Annotated in this window: 6 protein-coding genes and 3 tRNA genes; 8 read left to right on the plus strand and 1 reads right to left on the minus strand. The window is 45.9% G+C overall.

Annotated elements, in window-relative coordinates; genetic code table 11:
• Positions 1-17: 17 nt before the first annotated feature.
• Entirely contained in the window at positions 18-1,277 is a 1,260-nt protein-coding gene (hemA, locus tag VOR_RS0114965; protein WP_010320506.1) for a glutamyl-tRNA reductase, read from the minus strand.
• A gap of 162 nt (positions 1,278-1,439) precedes the next feature.
• On the opposite strand from hemA, the gene lolB reads away from it, so the two are divergent.
• The 8 genes from lolB to VOR_RS0115005 all read left to right on the plus strand — a co-directional run bounded on the left by lolB (position 1,440) and on the right by VOR_RS0115005 (position 6,341).
• On the plus strand, positions 1,440-2,072 hold the full coding sequence (gene lolB / locus VOR_RS0114970; RefSeq protein ID WP_010320507.1) for a lipoprotein insertase outer membrane protein LolB: 633 nt from the start codon (positions 1,440-1,442) through the stop codon (positions 2,070-2,072).
• A complete protein-coding gene (ispE, locus tag VOR_RS0114975) occupies positions 2,069-2,941 on the plus strand; it encodes a 4-(cytidine 5'-diphospho)-2-C-methyl-D-erythritol kinase (RefSeq protein ID WP_029627257.1) in 873 nt (290 codons plus the stop codon). The genes lolB and ispE overlap by 4 nt, the downstream gene beginning before the upstream one ends.
• A gap of 29 nt (positions 2,942-2,970) precedes the next feature.
• Positions 2,971-3,915, plus strand: coding sequence for a ribose-phosphate pyrophosphokinase (locus VOR_RS0114980; RefSeq protein ID WP_010320509.1), 945 nt, complete (start codon positions 2,971-2,973; stop codon positions 3,913-3,915).
• Between the two features lie 149 nt (positions 3,916-4,064).
• Positions 4,065-4,655 carry an aminoacyl-tRNA hydrolase gene (pth, locus tag VOR_RS0114985; RefSeq protein WP_010320510.1) on the plus strand — a complete coding sequence of 197 codons (591 nt, stop codon included), beginning with the start codon at positions 4,065-4,067 and terminating at the stop codon, positions 4,653-4,655.
• A 10-nt stretch (positions 4,656-4,665) separates the two neighbouring features.
• Complete coding sequence (gene ychF, locus VOR_RS0114990; RefSeq protein WP_010320511.1) at positions 4,666-5,757, plus strand: redox-regulated ATPase YchF; 1,092 nt, start codon at positions 4,666-4,668, stop codon at positions 5,755-5,757.
• A gap of 282 nt (positions 5,758-6,039) precedes the next feature.
• Positions 6,040-6,116: transfer RNA gene (locus VOR_RS0114995), tRNA-Met, on the plus strand.
• A gap of 40 nt (positions 6,117-6,156) precedes the next feature.
• Positions 6,157-6,241, plus strand: a tRNA-Leu gene (locus VOR_RS0115000).
• 25 nt (positions 6,242-6,266) lie between these two features.
• Positions 6,267-6,341 (plus strand) — tRNA-Gln (locus VOR_RS0115005).

Consider the following 6,341-nt stretch of genomic DNA (forward strand, 5'->3'; position numbering starts at 1 on the left):
ATTCGGAGTGACGGATATTATCGAGGGTCGTCAAGACCCAAACTTTGTCTAATCACGGCCAATTTAGCCGGTTCACCTAACTCTGCAGCACTTTGCAATGCTCGGGTTGGTGTGTGGATCAATCGATTGGTGAGTTTGTTACTTAACTCAAGTAACACTTTTTCAGGATCGCCCCCTGCAGCCAGTGCCTGCAAGCTTTTGCTAAGCAATTCTTGACGAATTTCGTTGGCCGATTGACGGTATTCTCGGATGCTGTCTACCGCTTGCAAGGAGCGCATCCAGCTCATAAAGGCTGCGCTCTCTTCGCTGACAATCGCTTCAGCTTGAATGGCTTCAACTTTACGCTGTTCCATATTGCTGTCTACAATCGACTGAAGATCATCAACCGTATACAGATAGGCATCGTTTAAATCCCCGACCTGCGATTCAATATCACGAGGCACGGCAATATCAATCAGTAACATGGGTTGATGGCGGCGCACTTTAATCGCACTTTCTACCATCCCTTTGCCAATAATCGGCAGTGGGCTGGCGGTGGAACTGATGACGATATCCGCGTGGGCGAGATAGTCAGGTATCTCATTGAGTGCAATCACTTCGGCGTCAAACTGCTGTGCAAGCCCCATCGCTCGCTCGCGGGTTCGGTTGGCAACTATCATGCGTTTACATCGATGGCTAGCTAAATGCTTCGCAACCAGTTCGATGGTTTCACCCGCTCCAACCAACATTACCGTTGAATCAGAGAGTGATTCAAAGATCTGCTTTGCTAACGTACAAGCAGCATAAGCCACCGACACTGCACTGCCGCCTATTTCGGTTTCGGTGCGCACACGCTTAGCTACCGAGAATGCTTTTTGAAACAATTTTTCAATCGATGAATCAGCCGCGTTATGCTCGCGAGCATCCGCATAGGCCTGTTTCACCTGCCCTAAAATCTGCGGCTCACCCAATACCAGTGAATCCAGACCACAAGCTACTCGCATCAAATGACGAATCGCTGCTTGTTCTTCGTGTACATACAAACTCGGTTTAAGATCTTCAGGATTCACATGATGGAACTGAGACAACCAATCGATTAACTTACTTTTGCTCGATGATTTTACATCACAATAAATTTCCGTGCGATTACAGGTAGAGACAATAACGCTACCTTGAACGCTGGAACTGGACGCAAGTTGTCGCAAGGCTTCTGATAATTTATCAGGACCAAACGCCACTTTCTCTCGCAGTTCTACCGACGCTGTATTGTGATTTATTCCAATAGCAAGCAAGGACATCTAATAGAGGTTTCTCGGTTCAGGAAATGTAAATAGGAGCCGAATTTTACTTGATGCCCTGTTTTAATGAAAGGGCAACAGGGATTTGTTTTCCCGACTTCGTGATATCAATGATATAGTGAGGCGTTTTTACGGCCTTCACTGTGTAAATAATGGGCAGATATGACACGCGCAAACAGACTAATTTTAACTCTCATCGCTCTGCTGACACTCTTTGGTTGTACAAATTTACCCCCAACAAGGGTCGAGAGCATCGGCTGGCAGCAACATCAGCTGCATCTACAAGCGATCCGCAACTACCAAGCCAGCGGCAAACTCGGCTATATATCACCACAACAGCGCCAATCTCTCAATTTTCATTGGCAAAAAAACGCCGACCATAGCCAGCTTCGTCTCTCAACATTTTTAGGGCAGACGGTTTTAAATCTCTCCATCTCGCCGCAGGGCGCCCAGGTCAAAACGTATGACGATCAAATTATCGATGCGCAGAATGCGGATGCTTTAGTTTACGAGTTAACTGGGTTATCGATCCCCATTGAGCAGCTACAAGATTGGCTGCTTGGGCTGCCAACCGAAGCGGATGGCTTTCAACTCAATCAAAATAATTTGTTAGCATCACTGGATAAGCAGTTAGGACTTAACCGCTGGCACTTGGAATATTTGAACTACCAAGATTATCCGTTCGTCTCAACATCCGCTTCTTCCACTTCAGTGCCACTTCCGGCCAAACTAAAGCTGACTCAAGATCAAGTTTCATTAAATCTCGTTATTTCAAAGTGGACTCTTACGCCATGATTAACACCCCAACACACTGGCCATCACCCGCTAAGCTCAACCTGTTTCTGTACATCACCGGGCAAAGAGCCGACGGATATCATGAATTACAGACACTGTTTCAATTTCTCGATTTTGGTGATGAGTTAACCATTACTGCCAATCAGTCTGGCGCAATAACTCTCACACCAGCCATTGCTGGCGTTGCGCTACAAGACAACTTGATTTGGAAAGCGGCCATCGCCTTACAAAAGGCAAGTGGATGCCGCTATGGCGCGAGCATTGAATTAAATAAAGTTTTGCCAATGGGCGGTGGCATCGGTGGCGGCTCTTCCAATGCTGCAACCGTGCTTGTGGCACTGAACTACTTATGGCAAACCAATTTGTCACAGCAAGAACTCGCTACGCTCGGTTTAACACTCGGGGCGGATGTTCCCGTTTTTGTCCATGGCTTTGCCGCATTTGCTGAAGGCGTAGGTGAAAAACTGACCCAAACCGAACCAAAGCAAAAATGGTATTTGGTGGTTCGGCCTAATGTGAGCATTGCAACGAAAGATATTTTCACTCATCCCAAATTGATAAGGAACACGCCAAAACGAGCGCTAGCAACGCTTCTCGAACACCCTTACGAAAACGATTGCGAAAAAATTGTCCGAATGCTGTACCCAGAGGTTGATAAGCAACTTTCATGGCTGCTACAATACGCGCCGTCAAGATTGACTGGGACGGGATCTTGCGTTTTTGCCGAATTTTCTAGCAAAGTAGAAGCGGAAGCTGTCCTTGCCAAGCTCCCTGACACAGTCTTCGCGTTTGTCGCCTTAGGGTGTAACATTTCGCCACTGAAAAAGACTCTGGCTGAATACCAATTCGCCAACACCCGACCTATTTAAAAACTGGACGCAACCCTGAGGTTTCCACCGTGCCTGATATGAAGCTATTTGCTGGTAACGCCACACCTGAACTAGCCCAACGTATTGCTGAACGTCTATACATCTCTCTTGGTGATGCTACTGTTTCTCGTTTCTCCGACGGTGAAGTTGCAGTGCAAATCAACGAAAATGTTCGTGGTAGCGATGTATTTATTATTCAATCTACTTGTGCTCCTACTAATGACAACTTAATGGAATTAGTAGTGATGATTGATGCAATGCGCCGTGCTTCAGCAGGCCGTATTACTGCTGTCATCCCATATTTTGGTTATGCCCGTCAAGACCGCCGAGTGCGCTCTGCTCGTGTACCGATTACTGCAAAAGTTGTTGCAGATTTCCTTTCAAACGTTGGTGTTGACCGCGTTTTGACCATCGACCTTCACGCAGAACAAATCCAAGGCTTCTTTGACGTCCCAGTAGATAACATCTTTGGTACGCCAGTGTTGCTTGAAGATATGAAAGCGCGTGGGTTAGAAGATCCTGTTGTGGTTTCACCTGACCTTGGTGGCGTGGTTCGTGCTCGTGCGACTGCAAAAGCATTAGGTGATATCGACATCGCAATCGTTGATAAACGTCGTCCACGCGCCAACGTGTCTGAAGTTATGAACCTGATTGGCGATGTTGATGGGCGCGATTGTGTGATCGTGGATGACATGATCGACACTGGCGGCACTTTGTGTAAAGCCGCTGAAGCGTTGAAAGAACGTGGTGCAAAACGTGTGTTTGCTTACGCAACGCACGCGGTATTCTCAGGTAACGCAGCGAAAAATATCAAAAACTCAGTGTTAGACCAAGTTATCGTCACAGACTCGATTACCCTATCTAAAGAGATGGCGGCAACCGGCAAAGTGACGCAATTGACCTTGTCGAGCATGCTTGCTGAAGCGATTCGTCGCATTAGCAACGAAGAGTCTATTTCTGCCATGTTTAATTAAAAATCAGTTTATTTACTGATTTTTAAATGCTTTTAAAGCACTTCATTGAAAAATGAGGTGCTTTTTCCTTTGTTATTTTAGCGCCTCGCACCCTTTCCCTTTTGTGTGCTATCATACCGCGCTTTTGATATTGCAAAGAGATCCTAACCTTGAGCCAACCAATCAAACTTCTTGTCGGGCTAGCGAATCCTGGCCATGAATACGCCAAAACGAGGCACAATGCTGGCGCTTGGGTAGTAGAAGAATTAGCCCGAGTTCATAACGTCAGCTTGAAAAACGAAGCCAAATTCTTCGGTTTCACCGGACGTATCGTGGTTAATGGTGAAGATCTGCGTTTATTGATCCCAACAACTTTTATGAATTTATCCGGTAAAGCCGTGGCGGCCATCGCCAAATTTTACCAGATAAAACCAGAAGAGATCATGGTGGCACATGATGAACTAGACTTACCTCCCGGGGTAGCTAAGTTCAAAATGGGTGGGGGTCATGGCGGGCATAATGGCCTTAAAGACACCATCAGCAAACTCGGCAATAGCAAAGAATTCTACCGCCTGCGGATTGGTATCGGCCATCCGGGGCACAAAGATAAAGTAGCAGGCTATGTTTTAGGTAAAGCACCCGCCAAAGAGCAAGAGTGCTTAGATGCCGCAGTTGACGAATCGGTTCGTTGCTTCGACATTTTACTAAAAGATGGTCTAACTAAAGCACAAAATCGCTTACATACGTTCAAAGCTGAATAAGGTTACAGTCATGGGTTTTAAATGTGGCATCGTGGGTTTACCAAATGTGGGTAAATCAACATTATTTAATGCGCTAACTAAAGCGGGCATCGAAGCAGCAAACTTCCCGTTTTGCACTATCGAACCAAACACGGGTGTGGTTCCTGTTCCAGACCTTCATCTCGATGCGTTAGCAGAAATTGTAAACCCTCAACGTATCCTTCCGACGACAATGGAATTTGTCGATATCGCAGGCCTAGTGGCTGGCGCGTCAAAAGGTGAAGGTTTAGGCAACAAATTCCTTGCCAATATCCGTGAAACAGATGCAATTGGTCACGTTGTTCGCTGCTTCGAGAACGAAAATATCGTTCACGTAGCAGGCAAAGTATCGCCAATTGAAGATATTGAAGTAATCAATCTAGAGCTTGCCCTTGCCGACCTTGATAGCTGTGAACGCGCCATTCAACGTCAAGCAAAACGTGCCAAAGGTGGCGATAAAGACGCTAAATTTGAAATCACCGTATTAGAGAAGCTACTCCCTGTATTAACGGAAGGTGGTATGGCTCGCACGGTTGAACTCTCAAAAGAAGAGCTAGCCGCCGTAGATTATCTCAACTTCTTAACGTTGAAACCAACCATGTATATCGCCAACGTGAGCGAAGATGGCTTTGAAAATAACCCGTACCTTGATGCTGTCAGAGAGTTTGCAGAAAAAGAGAACAATTCTGTGGTTGCTGTTTGCGCAGCCATTGAAGCTGAACTATCTGAACTTGAAGAGGAAGATCGCGCCGAGTTTTTAGCCGATTTAGGCATTGAAGAACCCGGTCTAAACCGCGTGATTCGTACCGGTTACGAACTGCTAACGCTACAAACCTACTTCACCGCTGGCGTAAAAGAAGTGCGTGCATGGACGATTCCGGTCGGTGCGACGGCTCCGCAAGCGGCGGGTAAAATCCATACCGACTTTGAACGTGGTTTCATTCGCGCTGAAGTTGTAGGTTATGATGATTTCATTCAATATCGTGGCGAAAATGGAGCAAAAGAAGCAGGTAAATGGCGCTTGGAAGGTAAAGAATACATCGTAAAAGATGGCGATGTTATCCACTTCCGCTTCAACGTGTAAATAACTCGTTAATCAGCCATTAATACACCATTAAAGCCGACAGATTCTGTTGGCTTTTTTGTTTTTTTCTCAAAACCAACCTTAGCGACAAGCAAGGAAAAATCAATAAGCTTAATGATTTATTAACCGTTTTTGATCACAAACACGTCTCTTTGTTCAAAAAAAGTTCGAACGGTTGGTTTCAAAGAATTTATTCAAAAAAACTATTGACGCTCTAGAGCCATATCCGCATAATGCGCTCCGTTCTCGACATTAAGGCAAACTTAAAGAGAGAATAAAAATGGCTACGTAGCTCAGTTGGTTAGAGCACATCACTCATAATGATGGGGTCACAGGTTCGAATCCCGTCGTAGCCACCATTTCCTAAGTGTTTTTCTTATGAAAATATTTAGGAAAGTTGCGGAAATGGCGAAATTGGTAGACGCACCAGATTTAGGTTCTGGCGCCGCAAGGTGTGAGAGTTCAAGTCTCTCCTTCCGCACCATTATTTAGATGAGCAATCATCTTGTAGGGCTATCGCCAAGCGGTAAGGCAGCGGCTTTTGATGCCGCCATCCCCTGGTTCGAATCCAGGTAGCCCTGCCA

It is taken from the genome of Vibrio ordalii ATCC 33509, from assembly GCA_000257205.1.
Taxonomy (GTDB): Bacteria; Pseudomonadota; Gammaproteobacteria; order Enterobacterales; family Vibrionaceae; genus Vibrio; species Vibrio ordalii.

Coding starts and splice junctions, on each gene's coding strand:
- ispE (WP_029627257.1), top strand. CDS start 2,069: ATGATTAACACCCCAACACACTGGCCATCACCCGCTAAGCTCAACCTG.
- lolB (WP_010320507.1), top strand. CDS start 1,440: ATGACACGCGCAAACAGACTAATTTTAACTCTCATCGCTCTGCTGACA.
- ychF (WP_010320511.1), top strand. CDS start 4,666: ATGGGTTTTAAATGTGGCATCGTGGGTTTACCAAATGTGGGTAAATCA.
- hemA (WP_010320506.1), bottom strand. CDS start 1,277: ATGTCCTTGCTTGCTATTGGAATAAATCACAATACAGCGTCGGTAGAA.